This is a genomic window from Salipiger sp. PrR002 (genome assembly GCF_010500775.1).
GTDB lineage: Bacteria > Pseudomonadota > Alphaproteobacteria > Rhodobacterales > Rhodobacteraceae > Salipiger.
The window spans coordinates 1-17,831 of record NZ_JAAGOU010000049.1 but is presented as its reverse complement, the minus strand read 5'-3'; the positions used below and the strand labels follow the sequence as shown (position 1 = coordinate 17,831).

Genomic DNA, 17,831 nt, shown 5'->3' with positions numbered 1-17,831 from the left:
AGGTCCTGCCCGACGCAGAGCGTGCCGCCGTGATCGCAGGCGCTGGCAAAGGCCCGCACATGGTCCGCCACCAGATCCGGCGTCAACTCTACGACGAGGCCGCGCAGGCCGCTCGTTCCGAATTTGGGTGCCATCTTCTACCTCTCCATGTCCTATGTCCGGCAGCCAGAGGCCGCACCTCAGCTCGTCTTGTCAGCCCGCTTTGTCAACCGGTCTTGGCGATCTCGTCGAGCGCGCGTAGCTTGGCCAGCAAGCCGCCCAGCTGATCGATCGGCACCATATTGGGCCCGTCCGAGGGCGCGTTGTCCGGATCCTCATGGGTTTCGATGAAGACCGCGGCGCAGCCCACGGCGACGGCGGCGCGGGCCAGCGTCGGCACAAACTGCCGCTGGCCGCCGGAGGAGCTGCCCTGCCCTCCCGGCAGCTGCACCGAGTGGGTCGCGTCAAACACCACCGGGTAGCCGGTCTCGGCCATGATCGGCAGGCTGCGCATGTCCGAGACCAACATATTGTAGCCAAAGCTGGCGCCGCGCTCGCAGAGCAGCAGGCGTTCGTTGCCGGTGCTGGCGATCTTAGCGGCCACATTGGCCATGTCCCACGGCGCGAGGAACTGGCCCTTCTTGACGTTGATCGCCGCGCCGGTCTCGCCCGCGGCGAGCAGCAGATCGGTCTGGCGCGACAGGAACGCGGGGATCTGCAGGATGTCCACCGCCTGCGCCACCGCGGCGCATTGCTCGGCGGTGTGGATGTCGGTGAGCACCGGCACGCCGAACTCGGCGCCGATCTGCGACATGATCGAAAGGCCCGCCTCCATGCCAAGTCCGCGCTTGCCGGAGAGCGACGAGCGGTTGGCCTTGTCGAAACTACCTTTGAACACCCAAGGGGTGCGCGTGGCCTCGGCGGCGGCGGCGATCTTTTCGGCCAGCATGCGCGCGTGATCAAGGCTTTCGAGCTGGCAGGGCCCGGCGATCAACGCCAGCGGCGCGTCATTGGCGAAGGTGACGTCCTTGACAGTTACAGGTTTCATGCGATGCCTTCCTTTTGCAGCACGGCCTCGATGCGGGCCACGTCGACGGGATTATTGAGCTCCCAAAACACGCGCCCGCGCGCCTCGACGGCAACGCAGGTGACCGGCGTGCCGTTCTCCAAAAAACGCAGCTGCTCGAGCCCTTCGGCGCGCTCCAGAGGGCCCTCGGGCCAGGTGGCATAACGGGCCAGCGCGTCGGGGCGATAGCCGTAGACCCCCACATGATGCCAGACCTCGGGTGGGGTTTCGAGATTGCCCACATAGGGCAGCACTTCCTTGGAGAAATAGAGCGCCGTGCCATCGCTGCGCATCACTGCGGTGGTGCCCCCCACCCGGCCCGCGTGACGGTCAGAGACGAAATTGGCCAGCGTCTCGGGATCGGTCTTCAGCACCGGAGTGGCCATTTCGACCGCCGGGTTCTGCATGGCCTCGATCAGCGCCTCGATGAACCACGGCGGGGTTAGTGGCGCGTCGCCCTGCAGGTTGATGACGATGTCGGGCGCCTTCTCCAGCTGCGCCACGCCCTCGGCACAACGTTCGGTGCCGTTACGCGCCGCCTCCGAGGTCATCAGCACCTCGGCGCCAAAGCCGCGCGCCGCCTCGGCGATGCGCGCGTCATCGGTCAGCACATAGACCGCCGAGACGCCCTTGAGGCTCTGCGCCGCCTCCCAGGCGCGACGGATCAGCGATTTCTTCTCGCCGGTGGCGCCGGTCAGCTCGACCAGCGGCTTGCCGGGATAGCGCGACGAAGCATAGCGGGCGGGGATGAAGATGACCGCGCTCATGACCGCGCCCCGGCGCAGCAGATTTGCACGGAAAAGACCGCCCGGAGGGCGGCAGAGTGAGATTGACGCATCGGGACCACCCGCCTCGAGAAATTTCCTGCTGGATAGCCCGGGCGCGGGCGGCGGATCAACCGAAACCGCCGTTCCAGCCGCTCAGCGGCATTGCGCGGCGGCAGGTCAGGAGCTCAGCAGCGCCTCGAGATAGGCACCATAGCCGTTCTTGCGGAATTTTTCGGCGCGCTTCGCCAGGGCTGCGCGGTCGAGCCAGCCCATCTGGAAGGCGATCTCATCGGGGCTGCCCACCTGCTGGCCCTGGCGCTCGGTGAGTGTGCGCACGAAGTTGCCCGCATCCAGCAAAGACCCATGCGTGCCGGTGTCGAGCCAGGCATAGCCGCGGCCCATGCGCTTCACGTCGAGCGCGCCCTCGTGCAGATACATCTCCAAAAGCGTGGTGATCTCCAGCTCGCCGCGCGGCGAGGGCTGCACCTGCTTGGCGCGCTCGGGGGCCGTGCCGTCGAGGAAGTAAAGCCCGGTCACCGCGTAGTTCGACGGCGGCACCGCGGGTTTCTCGATGATCGAGGTGGCGCGGAAATCCTCGTCGAAATCCACCACGCCGTAGCGCTCGGGATCGGCCACGTGATAGCCAAAGACCGTGCCGCCGCTCTCTCGCGCATCGGCCTCGGCCATCATGTCCGGCAGCCCGTGGCCGAAGAAGATATTGTCGCCCAGCACCAGCGCCGAGGGCGCGCCATCAAGGAAGTCTTCGGCCAGCAGATAGGCCTGCGCCAGCCCGTCGGGGCTCGGTTGCACCACATAGGTCAGGGAAATGCCCCATTGGCTGCCGTCGCCGAGCGTGCGCTGGAACTGCGCCTGATCCTGCGGCGTGGTGATCAGGCAGATCTCGCGGATCCCGGCCAGCATCAGCACCGAGAGCGGATAGTAGATCATCGGCTTGTCGTAGACCGGCAGCAGCTGTTTCGACACACCGATGGTGATCGGATAGAGCCGCGTGCCCGAACCGCCAGCCAGAATGATGCCCTTGCGTTGCTGTGCCATGTTTACCCCTTCCCCAGCCGTTGCCCGACGCCGTGGCGCGCCTGCAGCGGGCGCCACCAAGCCTCATTGCTGAGATACCATTCCACGGTCTTCTCCAGCCCCTCCTCGACGGTCACCGTGGGGCGCCAACCGAGCTCGTCCCGAATGCGGCTCGGGTCGATCGCATAGCGCGCATCATGGCCCGGACGGTCGGTGACGAAGCAAATCTGATCGGCGTAGGAGCCGCGCTCTTTCGGGCGTTTCGCGTCAAGAATGGCGCAAAGCGTTTTCACCAGCTCGAGGTTGCTGCGCTCGTTCTCGCCGCCGATGTTGTAGCTGCGCCCCAGTTCGCCCTTCTCCACCACCAGCAGCAGCGCGTCGGCGTGGTCCTCGACGTAGAGCCAGTCGCGGATGTTCTCGCCCGTGCCGTAGATCGGCAGCGGCTTTCCGGCCAGCGCGTTGAGGATCACCACCGGGATGAGCTTTTCCGGGAAATGATAGGGCCCGTAATTGTTGCTGCAGTTGGTCAGCACCACCGGCAGCCCGTAGGTCTCATGCCAGGCGCGCACCAGATGGTCCGAACTGGCCTTGGAGGCCGAATAGGGCGAGCGCGGATCATAGGGCGTGTCTTCGGTGAACTGGACCTCCGGGTCCGCGGGCAGCGAGCCGAAAACCTCGTCGGTGGAGATATGGTGGAAGCGAAAGGTCTCGGGCTTGCCCTGCTGGGTCCAATAGGCCCGCGCGGCTTCGAGCATATTGTAGGTGCCGGTGATATTGGTCTCGATGAAATCGCCCGGCCCGTCGATCGAGCGGTCCACATGACTCTCGGCGGCGAGATGCATCACCGCGTCGGGGGTGTGCGCCGCAAACACCCGGTCGAGCGCCGCGCGGTCGCGGATGTCGGCTTGCTCGAAGGCATAGGCTGGGCTGTCTGCGGCTTCGGCGACATTGTCGAGGCAGGCGGCATAGGTCAGCGCATCGAGGTTCACCACCTCATGGCCGCGCGCCACCGCCAGCCGCACCACGGCCGAGCCGATGAAGCCGGCGCCGCCGGTGATCAGCAGTTTCATGCGAAAGACCCCTCAAAGGTGAACGGGCTGTCGATGTCCTTCAGCCGCGGCGCGGCGGCGTCTTTTTCCGAAAGCACCGCCTCCCCCGCGAAGGGCCAGTCGATGCCGATGTCCGGGTCGTTCCAGACCACAGCGCCCTCGGTCTCGGGGGCGTAAGTGTCCGAGCATTTGTAGATGATCTCGGTCTCGGGCTGCAGCGTCACGAAGCCATGGGCAAAGCCCGCCGGCACCAGCAGCTGGCGTCCGTTCTCGAAGCTGAGCTCATAGCCCACCCATTGCCCATAGGTGGGCGAGCCTTTGCGGATGTCGACGGCGACATCGAAGAGCGCCCCGCGCCCGCAGCGCACCAGCTTGTCCTGCGCCCGCGGCGGCGCCTGAAAATGCAGCCCGCGCACCGTGCCAGGGGTCATCGAGAGCGAGTGGTTGTCCTGCACGAACTCGTAGTGGAGCCCCGCCTCGGCGAAGGCCTTGCGGCTGTAGCTTTCAGAAAAAAATCCGCGGTGGTCGCCAAACCGGCGGGGGGTCAGAACTAGAACGCCCTGCAGTTTCGTCGGTTCGATTTTCACCCGTCGCGCCCTTCAAATCAGCAAACACCGCTTGACTAACACAACTCCGATCATGCTTCCCGCACCGCTCCCAACAAAATGAACAGCGTGTCTTCTTGGCATGCTCAGAAGAGACTCCCAGCTGACCTCCAACTCAAAAATGAAAATTCACACTGGCTCGCGCCCCACCGGATGGCCGGTAGTGAGAGGGGTGAGAAGCGTCTCAGGTCGTGAGGCTGCTCATTGATCTGGTGAGCAAATAACAGGTCGAAGGCGGCTATGTCGCACAGCACGTCAATTAGCACGACGTGCGTCGAGTGCATGAAGCGAAAGACCTGGTGTTCCCGGATTCTCCTAGCAAGGCTTGCGGCGCGCACAACCCTCTGATGGCCGGCAGCTCTTCACCTGCACGCCCTTGCTCAGCGAAGGTACATGTTCCTCGCCGTGAAACGGCTTCGACACTTTACACACGAATGACAATGGTTCGACACTTCGCACACACCGACCTCCATCATGCGTGTCAGGCCGCCATGCGGCGTCCGCCCTACCCTGCTCTGGATTCGATTGAGCGCCAATTCGTCAAATGTCAGCTCAGAATTTACCCCATCCCGCCATAACCCATGAATCCGACGGTCGGGTTACTCCCATCCGAGCCCACTTGGCATCGCCAGGGGGCGCCGCTCGGACCGATCCTCATGTAGACCGAGCTTCTTGCGCCCGCGGCTTTCGATCCGACGACCTTCAGTTTGCCCGAGGTTTCCGCCGACAGCTTGGCCCGGCATGCCGCCACGGCCGCATCGCTCGCGGAGAAGCTGCCCTCGACGAAGCCCTTGGTCAGCGGTTGAATCTGCGGACCATCCGCACAGGCGGCGACGAAGGCAAGCGTGGCAAGCAGCACAATAGTCTGGGCGAAATCGACCATCAGGGTGGCCTCCTCTCGTGGCAATCCTGATCAGCCTGCGGTACCGGCGGACTCGGCTCAAGAGGCCCTGGCGAATTCGTGTCTGATCGTTTCCGCGCGCCGATCGCGGACCGGCGCCGTTTCGCCGGTCATCTGCGGCGGCGGTCGGCACCGCGTGTTTCTGGATTACGGAGCTCGGAGAGCTCGACCTTTTCCTTGTCGATCCACATGGCACTAAAGATGGCATACGAGTGCCCGCTCAGAGACCCGCGGGCAACTGTATCTCGCAGCGGGCGGAGCAAGAAAGCTGCCCATAGCGCTCAACGGCGCGGTGATCGGGCTTCAGGGCACCGGGCTGCCGTTCAGCTTCACCGCTCTTCTCGGGCTGCTGTCGCTCTCGGGCATGCTGATCAAGAACGGCATCGTCCTTATCGTGAAGATCGACCTCAGCCTCGCCGGCGTTGTACCCTCCGAGCAGGCCGTGATCGAGGCGTCATCCTCGCGCCTGCGGCCGGTGTTCCTTGCTGCCGCAACGACGATCCTCGGGATGGCACCGCTACTGGGAGACAGATTCTTCGCATGCATGTCGGTGACGATCATGGGCGGCTTAGCGTTCGCAACGCTGCTGACGCTGATCGCCGCGCCGGTGCTCTACGTTGTCATCTTCCGCCGGTCTGGGGCGCCACAAGGGAATGCACCGCATGAGGCCTAATCAAACATACCGGACCCGCTCGGCTTCCTCCAAGCGTGCATCGCCACCGCTTTTTGAACCAAGTAGGTTGAGGCAGCTCCGACAGTGTCCTGCCATCGCCATACGATCCGAGCTACTGCACCTCCGCCTGCCCCAGCTGGTGACCAGCTCTCAATCTGCCTGCTGGCCTTTCCAAGACCCATATTTCAACCTATTTCGCGTTCGCGGGTTAACAAAGAGACCGCTTCGATCGGATAAGGTCGAATTATGAATTTTTGGGTGGTTCAAAATCCAGCGACTCCGAGACGCGAGGCTTGCCGACATAAACTTTCAAGTCCATGCCAAGACCGGTGGTCCGGTCGCAGTGATCCCTGTGCGGAATCCTGGATGCGCGACTAGGGCGTACGCAGCGCAGACATAGCCCCAATCATCTGTTGCCGTTAAAGCCGACTTTGGGAGCCAACGCACTGAAAGCAATGGAGCGACCCGAGAGCATCCGGCCGCTTCCAGTCTGACGGCCGGAGTTTATTCTGCCCACACTTTTCAACGTCCCTGCCGGATTTGGCCATGAACCCTTTGCGCCCCGAGGGTTGGGGGATCGGGTCTCTTGCTGACCGTTGTCCCCCCGGCTGCGGCGTGCCTTCCACAACCAAGGGGACCTGACTACTGCTCGGGCTAACTCAGAAAGTCATCTGGAGCCCAAGATAAAATGTGCGCCCAGGGCCATTGCCGGTTGCCGCGTAGGGCAGATATTCCTCGTCTCCGACATTCGCCACTTTGGCGGTGATCAGAAGATTGTTGGTCGGCTCATAGCTCGCGAAGATATCCCACAGCCCGTAAGCATCGCTTTTCTCTTCGCTGTCGATCGAAACGCCCGCAGCGGTGTAGCTGTAGGTGGCGCCCGTGGTCAGATCGCGGTTCATGAAATGACGCGCCAGAGTTGTCGAGAAGGTCTCGGGGGGCTGAAGCTCATAGCCCTCATAGCCCGAGGGCGGTGTCGAGTCCGAATTGGTGTAGGACAGCGCGGCGGACCACAGTTCGGACTCATAGGCCGCCTCGAGTTCGAACCCCTGTGTGACCGTGGTGCCGTCGATATTGTCGTAGTAGGCAAGCGTCGTCGGACCAACCGAGGTGTAACTGTCCTCCGTGACGTAGGCGACATAGTCTTCGACGTTCATCTTGAAGTACGCCAGCCGCGCGGTCAGCCGGTCTCCGGCGGCCAGAAAATCGTTCCGCGCCACATTGACGCCGATCTCGCCGCCTTCGGTCGTCTCCGTTTCGAGATCGGGGTTCGGCCCAAGATAGAGATTGAAGAACCCATAGCCGTGGAAGCTCTCCTGAAGAGTTTCCTGCAGCGAGGGCGCTCGGCTGCTCCGCGAGAAGGAGACATAGGGCTGCAGCCAGTCGTTGACCTGATAGGCCAGCGTCAGCTTCGGATCGAAAGACGTCTCGTCGATATCGACATCGCCCGACTCCAGTTCGTTGTCGAGGCGACCCTTCAGGCTGTAGTCGCTGTAGCGCAGCGCGGCGGTGACTTCCCACGGACCATTCGAGAAGGTGTTCTCGGAGTAGATGCCAAGGTTCTTCGCTTCGCCGTAGGTTGGGTTCGCCCCCCCTTCCGCGCCGCCCAGAACGTCTTCGTAATACTCGAAGCCATTGGTCGAGGTGAGCATCCAGCCCCCCAGAGCAAGCTCGCTGACATTGGTGACGTCGAGCCCGGTGGTGATGGTCTGCATCTGGCGTCCGACGTAAGAGCCGGTGCCGTCGATCGAGCCGGTGTATTCATTGTCGGTGACCGAGCGATAGAGGTTCGCGGTCAGGTTGACCGCCGGGCTGTAGTCGAGCGTGTAGCCCAGCTTGTAGAGGTCGGTCGTCATCTCCTGATAGTAGGAGTTGGAGGCGTAATCCGCGTTCATCCGGGTCGCCAGAAGTTCGAGGCTCTGGGTCTCGGTCAGCGCGTAACGGCCGCGCAGCATATAGCTGTCGCGATCCTTGTCGGTGTTGTCCACCGTGTTGCCTGCGCCATCCTCAAAAGCGTCGGCGGTGGCCCTTGCATAGGCGGCCAGCACCGAGCCCCGCTCGCCCACATAGGCAGCGGCCCCCATGCGCCCGAAGTCGTCGCCATTGTCGCCATAGCTCAGCTTGACGCGGCCACCGGCGCCCTGACCGTCAACGATGTCCTCTGCGTCGATCAGCCGGAAATTCGCCGCACCGGCGGAGCCACTGCCGCCCGCGGTCACCACCGCGCCGCGGGTGATGTCGATACCCTGCAGGAACAGCGGTTCCAAATTCGCGTAGCCCTCCGAGGCGTGCCCATTGAAACGGAAGTTCTGCGGCACCCCCTCGACGGTCATCGCGACCCGGCCCTGCCCCTGCAGCCCGCGGATCGAGACGGCAACACCGGGCTGGCCCGGGTTCAGGCGCGTCGACGCGCCGGGCGTTTGGCGGATCACGTCATCCACCGTCGCCGTGCCCCCCTGCGCGGTCACGGCATTGCCCTCGAGGTGCGAGGTGTTTTCCCCGGCGTAGGTCGGCGTGCCGTCTGCGGAATAGCCGACGACGATGCGCCCGAGGTACAGATCGTCGCCCTCTTCCGTCGCCTGCGCCACGGCGCTCGTTCCGGTTACGGCCATCGCCAGCGCAATTGCGGTTGCGGATCGGTAAGTTGCAGCAAGTCTCATCGTCATCCGTTCTGGTCCCTTCGCCGACGCAAGGGCGTATACTGGCCCTCGCCCGTCGCGACGCGTCGGCACACTCGTTATCGAACGGCACCAGCGGGGCTGGCCGTTCGGGGTTTTGATTTTTGGGATCTCGCTTGCGCATGCGGTCGGATATGCGTCCTGACCGCTGTCAGCTGGCGCTTCCGAAGGGTTAGGCCAGGCCAGAACGAAAAGTCAAGTGATTAAGTCAGGAATTTGATCCTGTCCTGCTGCCGCCTCGCTATGCGCCATTCTCTGGCTTCCCTAAGGGGACATTGACGAGCATCTTGCGTCCTCAAGTTTACCTGAGTAGATAAATCAGGAATATTTGCATATCCTTGCTCCAGCCAATGCACCTGCGGGTGCGAGCCAGACACCTCGTCCACCCAAGGCCAGGAGTGACTAAATGGCTCAGAACCCGCCACTATCCGCGCAGGATATCCGGACCGCGCGCATCGAAAAGTCCAACCTTCGCGAGCGCGATCTGGCCGAGCAGCTTGGCATCAGCGAAGCGCAACTGATGGCGGCGCATGTCGGCCATGGTGTCACCCAGATTACTGCCGATCCCGACAAGCTGATGGCCGCTGCGGAAAAGCTGGGCGAGGTCATGGCGCTGACCCGGACTCCTTCGTGTGTGCATGAAAAGGTCGGTCGCTACGCCAATTACCACTCTGGTGAGCACGCCTCGATGGTGCTCAACGAAGAGATCGATCTGCGCATCTTCCCGCGCCACTGGGTGCATGGCTTTGCGCTTGACCAGCAGACAGACAAAGGGCTCCGCCGGGCGCTGCTGGTGTTCGATGCCGCAGGCGATGCGGTCCATAAGATCCACATGCGCGACTGCTCGGACCACGGAGCATGGGAGGCGGTGGTGGCCGATCTCGCGCTCGAGGCCCAGGACGACACGCTGCAGACCGAACCGCGCGAGGCACCGGAGCCCGCGAAGTCCCGGCCCGACCGCGCAGACGAATTGCGCGCGAACTGGGACAAGCTGACCGACACCCATCAGTTCCTGATGATGGTCAGCCGCATGAAGATGAACCGGCTCGGTGCCTACCGCATTGCCGGAGCCCCCTACGTCCGCCCTGTGGCACCGCAAAGCCTAAAGGCCCTGTTCACCGAGCTTTCGGCAAAACAGGTGCCGGTCATGATCTTTGTCGGCAATCAGGGCTGCATCCAGATTCACTCCGGGCCGGTCACCAATATCAAGATGATGGGGCCATGGCTGAACGTGCTGGACCCGGGCTTTGACATGCATCTGCGCAGCGATCATGTCGCCGAGGTCTGGGAAGTTCACAAGCCGACGCGCCGCGGCATGGCGGTGTCGATCGAAGCCTTCGATGCCGAGGGCAGGATCATTCTGCAGATCTTCGGGGTGCGCAAACCTCAGGACCGTGCGGCAGAGTTCGAGGCCATTGCCGCCGCCCTGCCCGAAGCCGCGCCCGCAGAGGTGATGTCGTGAGCGCCGCGCTCTCGCGCAACCGGGCGGCCCTTTTCGCCGGTGCTGCTTGGGCCGCGCTGGCGCTGCCCCTGCTGATGGCCAGTGCGTTGCAGGCCCAGGAGCCGCAGCGCATCGTCTCGATCGGCGGCGCGGTGACCGAGATCGTCTACGCCCTCGGCGAGCAGGACCGTTTGGTGGCCCGCGACACCACCTCGAATTTCCCCGAAGGGGTGACCCAACTCCCCGACATCGGCTACATCCGGCGCCTGTCGCCTGAGGGTGTGCTGTCGGTGAACCCCTCGCTCATCCTTACCGAGGAAGGCGCGGGCCCGCCCGAAGCCGTCGAATTGCTCCAAGCCGCCAGCATCGAGTTCGCGGAAATCCCCGAAGGCTATGACCGCGAGGCCGTGCTGACCAAGATTCACCGCGTCGCCGAGGTTCTGGGCGTGCCGGCAAAGGGCGAGGCGCTCGCTGCCGATGTGGCCGCCGATCTGGATGCGGCGGCAGAGATCGCAGCCAAGGAAACGGCTGGCGCGCCGCGCCGGGTGCTCTTTGTGCTGTCGTTGCAGGGCGGACGCATCATGGCGGGCGGCACCAACACCGCCGCGGACGGGATCATTCGCCTTGCTGGCGGGGTGAATGCCGTCACCGACTTCGAGGGTTACAAGCCGCTGTCCGACGAGGCCATCATTGCCGCCGCTCCTGACGTGATCCTGATGATGGCGCGGGGCGGCGACATGGGCGCCAGCGACGAAGACCTGTTTGCGCAGCCCGCCATCCTCTCGACCCCGGCAGGCGAGACCCGCTCGGTGCTGCGCATGGATGGGATGAAGATGCTCGGCTTCGGCCCGCGCACCGCCGAGGCGGTCGTAGAATTGGCCCACGCGCTGGCAGGCGGCTGAGATGGTTGCGATCCACCCCGAGGCCCATACGGCAGGTGATCGGCGCAAACTGGCGCGCTCGACAAGTTGGGTGCTGGTGGCGCTGCTGCTGGCGACCGCCTGGGCAAGCCTTGCCGTGGGCGCATCGGGCGTGTCGCTGCCTGCCGCGATCGGCGATCTTCTGGCCGGGCGCGAGATCGAGGCGCGCACGCGGATCATCCTGTGGGACATCCGCCTGCCGCGGCTGCTGACCGGCATGATGGTGGGGGCGTCGCTGGCCGTGGCCGGGGCTGTCCTGCAGGGGCTGTTCCGCAACCCGCTGGCCGACCCCGGCCTTGTCGGGGTCAGCGCCGGAGCCGGGCTTGGCGCAATTTCGGCGATCGTTCTGGGCGGGCTTTTGCACCTGGGGCTTTCCGGGGTCTTCGGCCCGGCGCTGGTGCCGGTGATGGCCTTTGCGGGAAGCTGGCTTTCGGTCAGTGTGCTGTATCTTATCGCGACGCGCGGCGGGCGCACCTCGGTGGCCACCATGCTGCTCGGCGGGATTGCCCTTGCCGCGATGACGGCGGCCTTCTCCGGACTGCTGATCTACATCGCGGACGACCAGCAACTGCGCGATCTGACGTTCTGGAGCCTCGGCTCGCTCGCCGGGTCTTCGTGGAGCAGGACGCTTTACGCCGCGCCCTTGATGCTGACGGCGCTCATCGCCGCCCCGGCCTTGGCGCGGGGATTGAACGCGCTGGCCCTGGGCGAGACGGCGGCGCATCATCTGGGCATCCCGGTGCAGCGGCTGAAAACCTTGGCGATCCTCGTCGTCGCGGCCGCCGTTGGCGCGGCCACCGCGATTTCCGGCGGCATCGGCTTTGTCGGCATCGTCGTGCCGCATCTGCTGCGGCTCGCCACCGGCCCTGAACACCGTGCCCTGCTGATCAACTCTGCGCTGCTCGGGGCCAGCCTGCTGCTCATCGCCGATGTGATCAGCCGCAGTATCGTCGCGCCCAGTGAATTGCCCATCGGCATCATCACGGCGGTGGTCGGCGGACCGTTCTTTCTGTGGATCCTGCTGCGCCGCCGCGCCAGCCTGGAGATCTGAGCGATGCTCGACGCCCGCGACATTACCGTGGACTATGGTCACCGCCGCGTCCTCGACCGCGTGACCTTCTGCGCCGCCCCCGGCGCGCTGACAGCCATTGTCGGACCGAACGGGTCGGGCAAGACAACGCTGCTGCGCGCCATGACCGGCGATCTGAACTATGCAGGACGCATTGTGCTGGGCGGCGAGAATCTCTCGACGATCCCGGTCTGGCGGCTGGCGCTGCGGCGCGCGGTGCTCTCTCAATTCACCCCGCTGGCGTTTCCGTTCACCGTGGCCGAGGTCGTTGGGCTGGGCCAAATCCGCACAGGTCCCGGCAGCGCAGCCGATCTCACGCCGCGCGCGCTGGCGCGGGTCGGCCTGAGCGGTTACGCAAGCCGTCCCTATCAAGAGCTGTCCGGTGGCGAGCAGCAGCGCGTTCAGCTTGCCCGTGTCCTGTGCCAAGTGTGGGAGCCGGTCGAGGCCGGTGAGGCCCGCTGGCTGTTCCTCGACGAACCGGTCTCGAGCCTCGATATCGCGCATCAGCTGCAGGTCATGCAGATCGCCCGGGACTTTGCCGACGCCGGCGGCGGGGTGGTGGCGATCATGCATGATCTCAACCTCACGGCGATGTTCGCCGACAGTGTCGCACTCCTCGCCGAGGGGCGCCTGCTCGAACAGGCCAGCCCTGAGGCGCTGCTGCGCGATGACCTGCTGTCGCGCGCCTATGGGTGCAGCCTCCGCGTCAGCACTCCGCCGCCCAGCGGTCCCTATGTGCTGCCGCACACAGCACGGCTCGGGACCGCCTGAGCGGCCCACATCAGCCGAATATTCGCGCTACGGATCGAACCAGCCGAAACGCATGTTCATCTACCGCCGCCTCGACACCAGCCCCACCGTGCTGACCCCCAGTTACGGGTTCGGCTGGACACTGTCGGGATGGCTGCTGTTCCCGTTCCTGCAGTCGATTGGGCAGGAGACCATGGGCCGGATGCGAAAGCGGGTGCGTGACAATCTGACCAGCACCTTTGCCAGCAGTTACAAGTCGCGGGTCACGCTGGAGGAAATGCTGACCAAGGAGGCCGTACTGGACTACCGCGCCATGCGCACGGGCGAGAAATACCTCGTCACGCCCTGGGGCTGACCCGCAGGGCAGAGAGGCGCCGCCCGTCGCCGGGCGGCGCCACATAAGGTTACAAAAGCTCGAGGACCTTCTTCGCCGCCGCCTCCGACGAAGCCGGGTTCTGCCCCGTCACCAGCCGGCCATCGGCCACGGCATGAGGTTGCCAGTCGCCAACGTTCTCGAAGTCAGCCCCGAGCTCGCGCAGCTTGGTTTCCAGCAGGAACGGCACTGCCTCGACCAGCCCCACGGCCTCTTCCTCGCTGTCCGTGAAGGCAGTGACCTTGCGGCCCTTCACGATAGGATCGCCATTCGCATCCACGACCTTGGCAAAGGCCGCCGGGCCATGACAAACCGAGGCGACGACCTTGCCGCTATCCCAGGCCTTGCCAATGGCCTTGGCTGCAAGTGCGCTTTCGGCGAGGTCGAACATCGCGCCGTGGCCGCCCGGGATGTAGAGCGCGTCGTAAGCGGTGACGTCCTCGTCCTCTAGGCGGCCGGGGCTGGACAGCAGCGCCGTTGCCTCCGCATCTGCGCCAAACCTTGTGACCGAGGCCGGGGCCTCCTCACCAGCCACGTCGGAATTCGGATCAATGGGAACAGGTTTTCCGCCAAGCGTCACCAGCGTGACCTCGTGGCCCGCATCAAGGAACGCGTAATACGGGCTCGCCAGCTCTTCGTACCAAACTCCGGTGGGGTTGCCGGTATCGCCAAGGACATCGGCCGCAGTGGACAGGATCAGAATACGTGCCATTTTCAGGTCTCCTTGCATTGTCTCGGAACGTCCCGCGAGGGTCACTGCAGGAACGTCTCCGGATTGATATGGGGCGAATTCGCAGATCGAGAAATTGATGCGCAGCATGTCAGATATCGGTAAGCTGGACACATGAGCCCGGAGATATCTCTTCTTCGCGTCTTCCACGCCGTGATGGAAGAACGCAATGTCACCGCTGCGGCGCGGCGCCTCGGCCAGTCGCAAAGCACTGTCAGTGGGGCGCTTGCGCGGCTGCGCGTCGCCTTGGGGGATGAGCTTTTCCTGCGCGCCAGATACGGCGTCGAGCCGACCGAGAAGGCGTTGCAGATCGCCCCGGACATCGCAGCCGGGCTGGACCGGCTCGAACTGGCGTTCCGTGCCGCGGAGCCTTTCGATCCGACTCAAAGCACGCGGCGTTTCCGGCTGTTGCTGGGGCCTTACGCGGAGGTCGTCCTTGCCCCGTCTCTGGCCGCGGCCTTCGCGCGTCACGCCCCCAAGGCGGAGCTCGAGATCGCCCCGATCGGCCCGGACCTGGATCCGCGCTCCCTTGCCGGGCAAAGCTTCGATCTCGCCATTGGCCGTTTCTCCCCGCCACCAGAGGACTTAGTTGTGTCGGAGATCTTCAATGACGGCTTCCGCTGCATCGTCGCTCCTGAGGCTCTGGCAGATGATGCGATCCTGGATCGCGACCTATACGAGCGGCTACCGCATGTGGTCGTGGCGCCGCCCGGAAAATGGCGCACCGGGTTACACAAGCTGACCGCTGACACAGGCCTACGCCGCAACACCGCGGTGATCGTCTCGCATTTCCTGACAGCAGCCCCTACCGTCGCCCGCATCGGAGGCATCGCCACTGTCCCTGCGCGTATCGCAGCCCTGATCGCCGAACCTCATGGGCTTCGGGACTTGCCGGTCCCACTGAACCTGGGAACATTCCCGACCCAGGTCGCCTGGCACCCACACAATCGGAGCGACGCACGCCACATCTGGCTTCGAGAGCTTCTGAACGCCATTTCAGTCGTGGAAGGGAAAGGGTTCTGAGAAGCGTGAGGGGCAACTGATTAGCAGCCACCTGCGCGTTGCCGCTTTCGACCCGGGACGGAGTCTGGCTTCGGTCGGAAGCGGGAGCGTTGAGCAGCCATTCAAGGAAAATGTCCCAAATATGCCGCGCCTGCAGCTTATCCTCTGCGCACGGCGGGAATAACCGCTGAGGCCTAATGCTCAGGAGATAGTCTGCTTTTTGGTATTCGTCGGCACAGCCGGTCTTTCAAGCGCCAACAGCCGAGGTGACCGGCAGCCTGCTCGACGCCTTCATTTCTTTCAGCGACAGGTTAGAACGGATGCTGGTCACCCCGGGAAGCCGCCGTAGCGTGCTGTCGACAAACACGCTGTAGTCGTCGAGATCCTTCGCCACCACAATCAGCAGGAAATCGTCCGCGCCAGTGGTGTTGTGGCACGCCAGGATGTTGGGCGTCGTTTGGACGAGACGCTGGAACTCGGCGGTGGCGACTTGGTCATGCTCGGAACAGCGCAGCTGGACGAAGGCCATGACACCGAGGCCGAGTTTGCGGCGATTCAGGTTCGCCTGGTAGCCTTCGATAATGCCGTTTTCCTCGAGCCGTTTCAGCCGGCGCCAGCAAGGAGTTTCGCTCATGCCGAGGCTTTCGGCGAGCTTAGCGTTGGTCATGCGGCCGTCGTCCTGCAACAGGTTCAGAAGCGCGGCGTTTACACCGTCGATCTCGGGCATGGGTTGGATTCCTTCAAAATGCTTCCCCCCGATAGAGGATACTGCCTCAAATATCTTCAAATAGGGGAAGAATAGCAAAGTTATTTCGAAAGCATGGGGCTATCCTCCCGCCAGTTCGCCCTCAATCGAAAGACCCTGCCATGAAAGCCGTCCTTTTCGAGAAGTTCCAAGAAGCCCTCAAGCTGACCACAGTTGCCGACCCGAGCCCCGAACCGCATGGTGTCGTGCTCAAGGTTGCCGCTACAGGCGTCTGCCGGAGCGACTGGCACGGCTGGATGGGGCACGACAGTGACATCGATTTGCCGCATGTGCCGGGCCACGAGTTGGCCGGTGTGGTTGAAGCTGTGGGCAAGGACGTGAAGACCTGGAAGATCGGCGACAAGGTCACCGTGCCCTTCATTTGCGGCTGCGGCACTTGCTCGGAATGTCACTCCGGCAACCAGCAGGTGTGTCTGGCCCAAGAACAGCCGGGCTTTACCCATTGGGGGTCTTTTGCGGAGTACGTGCCAATCCATCAGGCAGACCTGAACCTTGTTGCGCTCCCCGAGACGATGGACTTTGCGACCGCCGCCAGCCTAGGCTGCCGCTTTGCCACCTCGTTCCGGGCGGTGGTCGACCAGGGCAAAGTCAGCGCCGGCCAATGGGTCGCGGTGCATGGCTGCGGCGGCGTCGGCTTGTCGGCTGTAATGATCGCCGCGGCAGCGGGCGCGAATGTGATCGGTGTCGATCTCGACCCGGCCAAGCTTGCCATGGCCCAGAAACTCGGCGCGGTGGCGGTCATCGACGGGCGCGAGGTCGACGTGCCCGCCGCCATCCAGGAGATCACCAAAGGCGGCGCGCATGTCTCGCTCGACGCACTGGGGCACCCGGCAACCATGACCAACTCGATCCTCTGTCTCAAGCCGCGCGGCAAGCACGTGCAGGTGGGGCTGATGCTGGGGGACCAAGCTGCCCCCGCGATCCCGATGCCGAAAATCGTCGGTCAGGAGATCGAGCTGCTCGGCTCCCATGGAATGCAGGCACACCGCTACGGCGCGATGCTGGACATGGTGGCGAGTGGACGGCTCGACCCGTCGCGGTTGGTGGGCAAGAGGATCAGCCTTGCCGAGGCCCCGCAGGAACTTATGGAAATGGACAAATTTCAGTCCGTCGGCGCAACCGTCATCACCCGGTTCTGAGCTCGGGCCTCACAGTATCCCACCGACCCAATCCAAAAAGACGGCAAGTCGGCGCAGACCGGCTGTTGGCGTGAGGTAGAGCGCGGTGATATCGAGGGGCGCGGCTTCCAACTCGCCGGCGAACAATTCGACAAGGCGGCCGGCATGGATATCGTCAGCCACCATGAAGTCGGAGAACCGCGCGATGCCGAGGCTTCCGAGAACAAGCCGGCGGGCCGCTTCGCCATTGCCCGCAACCACCGAGGTCGGCAGCGAAAGCGGCTCGGGCATCCCCTTGAATTGCAGGGTGTTGATATGCTCGGGCGCTGCAAAGCGCACTTGCTCTAGCGCCTTCAGGTCCTGCGGCGACGAAGGCCAACCCATGCGGTCAAGATATTCCGGGGCGGCTACAAGTTTCCATGGCGTGCGCCCGAGTTTGCGGTGCAGCTGTCCGGCGTCAGCGCCCATGGGACATCTGAATTGATTTCGGAAAGGAGGGTTTCTGGCTCATCGTAACTACCAAGGAGTGGAGATGAGACAGAAACCCGGAACACCGAAGCCTTCCGCCGAGAAGGTTGTGAAGGACATCCGCTGACGCACCCGCAAACAGCATTCGGTGGAGGAAAAGAACCGCATCGTGCTTGAGGGGCTTCGCGGCGAGGAGAGCATAGCCGAGCTTTGCCGGCGCGAGGGGATTGCGACGAGCCTGTACTACAGTTGGTCCAAAGAGTTTCTCGAGGCCGGCAAGAAGCGGCTTGCTGGTGACACGGCGCGCCAGGCGAGCAGCCCGGAAGTAAAGGTCCTGCGGGCTGAGGCCAGCGCGCTGAAGGAGGCCTTGGCAGAGGCCACCCTTGAGGGTTCTGTCGCAAACTTTAGCAGGGAGTGCAGAACAGCCTGTCAGCGGACACA

Annotated in this window: 18 protein-coding genes and 2 pseudogenes; 9 read left to right on the top strand and 11 right to left on the bottom strand. The window is 63.9% G+C overall.

All coding sequences use genetic code 11. From position 1 onward, the window contains the following. From G0A00_RS24890 to G0A00_RS24860, 7 genes are all read right to left on the bottom strand, one after another. Nucleotides 1–134 (bottom strand): hypothetical protein (locus G0A00_RS24890; protein ID WP_164183055.1); only part of this gene is annotated, 134 nt, incomplete at its 3' end. 71 nt (nt 135–205) lie between these two features. After that, complete coding sequence (gene kdsA, locus G0A00_RS24885; RefSeq protein ID WP_164183053.1) at nt 206–1,027, bottom strand: 3-deoxy-8-phosphooctulonate synthase; 822 nt, start codon at nt 1,025–1,027, stop codon at nt 206–208. Further along, nucleotides 1,024–1,812, bottom strand: coding sequence for a 3-deoxy-manno-octulosonate cytidylyltransferase (locus G0A00_RS24880; RefSeq protein ID WP_164183051.1), 789 nt, complete (start codon nt 1,810–1,812; stop codon nt 1,024–1,026). The genes kdsA and G0A00_RS24880 overlap by 4 nt, the downstream gene beginning before the upstream one ends. 177 nt (nt 1,813–1,989) lie before the next feature. Next, nucleotides 1,990–2,868, bottom strand: coding sequence for a glucose-1-phosphate thymidylyltransferase RfbA (gene rfbA, locus G0A00_RS24875; protein ID WP_164183049.1), 879 nt, complete (start codon nt 2,866–2,868; stop codon nt 1,990–1,992). A gap of 2 nt (nt 2,869–2,870) precedes the next feature. Next, entirely contained in the window at nt 2,871–3,917 is a 1,047-nt protein-coding gene (gene rfbB / locus G0A00_RS24870; protein ID WP_164183047.1) for a dTDP-glucose 4,6-dehydratase, read from the bottom strand. Continuing rightward, the gene (rfbC, locus tag G0A00_RS24865) at nt 3,914–4,483 is read right to left on the bottom strand and encodes a dTDP-4-dehydrorhamnose 3,5-epimerase (protein ID WP_164183045.1); all 570 of its coding nucleotides are present in this window, start codon (nt 4,481–4,483) and stop codon (nt 3,914–3,916) included. Before rfbC ends, rfbB begins: the two co-directional genes overlap by 4 nt. Before the next feature lie 577 nt (nt 4,484–5,060). After that, nucleotides 5,061–5,384: a hypothetical protein gene (locus tag G0A00_RS24860; protein WP_164183043.1), complete on the bottom strand. Its 324-nt coding sequence runs from the start codon at nt 5,382–5,384 to the stop codon at nt 5,061–5,063. A gap of 286 nt (nt 5,385–5,670) precedes the next feature. Here G0A00_RS24860 and G0A00_RS24855 point away from each other — a divergent pair. Next, nucleotides 5,671–6,075: pseudogene (locus G0A00_RS24855) on the top strand (efflux RND transporter permease subunit); the annotation flags it as partial. Nucleotides 6,076–6,734: 659 nt separating this feature from the next. On the opposite strand, the gene G0A00_RS24850 reads toward G0A00_RS24855, so the two are convergent. Next, nucleotides 6,735–8,741 carry a TonB-dependent receptor gene (locus G0A00_RS24850; protein ID WP_235953147.1) on the bottom strand — a complete coding sequence of 669 codons (2,007 nt, stop codon included), beginning with the start codon at nt 8,739–8,741 and terminating at the stop codon, nt 6,735–6,737. 418 nt (nt 8,742–9,159) lie between these two features. Here G0A00_RS24850 and G0A00_RS24845 point away from each other — a divergent pair, with 418 nt between their 5' ends. From G0A00_RS24845 to G0A00_RS24825, 5 genes are all read left to right on the top strand, one after another. After that, nucleotides 9,160–10,215, top strand: coding sequence for a hemin-degrading factor (locus G0A00_RS24845; RefSeq protein WP_164183042.1), 1,056 nt, complete (start codon nt 9,160–9,162; stop codon nt 10,213–10,215). 74 nt (nt 10,216–10,289) lie between these two features. After that, nucleotides 10,290–11,096 (top strand): hemin ABC transporter substrate-binding protein, encoded by an 807-nt coding sequence (locus tag G0A00_RS24840; protein ID WP_164183069.1) that lies wholly within the window; start codon nt 10,290–10,292, stop codon nt 11,094–11,096. Nucleotide 11,097: 1 nt separating this feature from the next. Next, nucleotides 11,098–12,165: an iron ABC transporter permease gene (locus G0A00_RS24835; RefSeq protein WP_164183040.1), complete on the top strand. Its 1,068-nt coding sequence runs from the start codon at nt 11,098–11,100 to the stop codon at nt 12,163–12,165. Between the two features lie 3 nt (nt 12,166–12,168). Then, nucleotides 12,169–12,954, top strand: a complete 786-nt coding sequence (locus tag G0A00_RS24830; protein ID WP_164183038.1) for a heme ABC transporter ATP-binding protein — start codon at nt 12,169–12,171, stop codon at nt 12,952–12,954. 52 nt (nt 12,955–13,006) lie between these two features. Continuing rightward, nucleotides 13,007–13,288, top strand: a complete 282-nt coding sequence (locus tag G0A00_RS24825) for a hypothetical protein (RefSeq protein WP_224906927.1) — start codon at nt 13,007–13,009, stop codon at nt 13,286–13,288. A gap of 49 nt (nt 13,289–13,337) precedes the next feature. On the opposite strand, the gene G0A00_RS24820 is transcribed toward G0A00_RS24825, so the two are convergent. Beyond that, nucleotides 13,338–14,018 carry a type 1 glutamine amidotransferase domain-containing protein gene (locus tag G0A00_RS24820; RefSeq protein ID WP_164183036.1) on the bottom strand — a complete coding sequence of 227 codons (681 nt, stop codon included), beginning with the start codon at nt 14,016–14,018 and terminating at the stop codon, nt 13,338–13,340. A 132-nt stretch (nt 14,019–14,150) separates the two neighbouring features. Here G0A00_RS24820 and G0A00_RS24815 point away from each other — a divergent pair, with 132 nt between their 5' ends. Then, a complete protein-coding gene (locus tag G0A00_RS24815; RefSeq protein WP_164183034.1) occupies nt 14,151–15,059 on the top strand; it encodes a LysR family transcriptional regulator in 909 nt (302 codons plus the stop codon). Nucleotides 15,060–15,285: 226 nt separating this feature from the next. Here G0A00_RS24815 and G0A00_RS24810 read toward each other — a convergent pair whose 3' ends face one another. Then, nucleotides 15,286–15,765: an Lrp/AsnC family transcriptional regulator gene (locus G0A00_RS24810; protein WP_164183032.1), complete on the bottom strand. Its 480-nt coding sequence runs from the start codon at nt 15,763–15,765 to the stop codon at nt 15,286–15,288. Nucleotides 15,766–15,905: 140 nt separating this feature from the next. Here G0A00_RS24810 and G0A00_RS24805 point away from each other — a divergent pair, with 140 nt between their 5' ends. Further along, the gene (locus G0A00_RS24805) at nt 15,906–16,943 is read left to right on the top strand and encodes a zinc-dependent alcohol dehydrogenase family protein (protein WP_164183030.1); all 1,038 of its coding nucleotides are present in this window, start codon (nt 15,906–15,908) and stop codon (nt 16,941–16,943) included. 9 nt (nt 16,944–16,952) lie between these two features. Here G0A00_RS24805 and G0A00_RS24800 read toward each other — a convergent pair whose 3' ends face one another. Next, nucleotides 16,953–17,390 (bottom strand): LysR substrate-binding domain-containing protein, encoded by a 438-nt coding sequence (locus G0A00_RS24800; protein WP_164183028.1) that lies wholly within the window; start codon nt 17,388–17,390, stop codon nt 16,953–16,955. 64 nt (nt 17,391–17,454) lie between these two features. Here G0A00_RS24800 and G0A00_RS24795 point away from each other — a divergent pair. Then, nucleotides 17,455–17,831: pseudogene (locus G0A00_RS24795) on the top strand (transposase); the annotation flags it as partial.